Origin of the sequence: Spectribacter acetivorans (assembly GCF_031846305.1) — a bacterium.
Classification (GTDB): domain Bacteria; phylum Pseudomonadota; class Gammaproteobacteria; order Nevskiales; family Salinisphaeraceae; genus Spectribacter; species Spectribacter acetivorans.
Genome location: NZ_JAVRHY010000040.1, coordinates 1 through 631, shown reverse-complemented (window position 1 = coordinate 631; position 631 = coordinate 1). Strand labels below are relative to the sequence as shown.

Annotated in this window: 1 protein-coding gene; it reads right to left on the bottom strand. The window is 62.9% G+C overall.

Annotated features, from left to right (window positions below; translation table 11 throughout):
- Window positions 1-333: 333 nt before the first annotated feature.
- Window positions 334-631: hypothetical protein (locus RM531_RS15995; RefSeq protein WP_311660726.1), on the bottom strand; the 298-nt coding region annotated here is incomplete at its 5' end.

The following is a 631-nucleotide window of genomic DNA, read 5'->3' as shown; positions in this document are numbered from 1 at the left end:
ATCGGGATAGGGGCGGTCAGAGTGACTGACCGACCCCTCCCACACCACCCGGCATGCGGGTCCGCACCGGGCGGTTGGAATTGTTGAGGTCAACGCGCATTGAACACGACCGGCGCGTCGCCCGAGTCTGCCTTGCCTGGATCCACCGGAATCGGTTCCTCGCTGCCAAAAGGCGGTCGGCTTCACCTTTCGCCTAACTCGGCGAGCTTCGCATACGCGAACATCTGAGGCCGTACGATTCAGAGAATTCAGGGACACACCCTCCAACTCCGTCGGCCCTTCGCTTCCATGCGGAAACTACTATGGCCTCTGCTGACTTCTCGCGCCGGCTCGTCACCGTCGCCCTTTCAGGCACAAGGCGAGATCTCCCCGGGTAAGAACGCACTCCTTCACCGCACAACCGCCGAATCTACGCCGCTTCGCCTTGGTCACAAGAGCTTCGTGGTTTCGTGCCCACTCGCCCTGCTCGGCAGCGCCTTGTATCCGGTTCTTGTCCATCGGCTCGCAGCTTCGCTCCACGCTTCCTCCCCACGCTCGGTCACCCTCACGCAGTTGCGCTTCGCTTCGGTCGTCGTGACCAACTTCCGGCAGGACTTCCACCTGCAAGAGTGCGCCCGTGCCGGGCGCACAC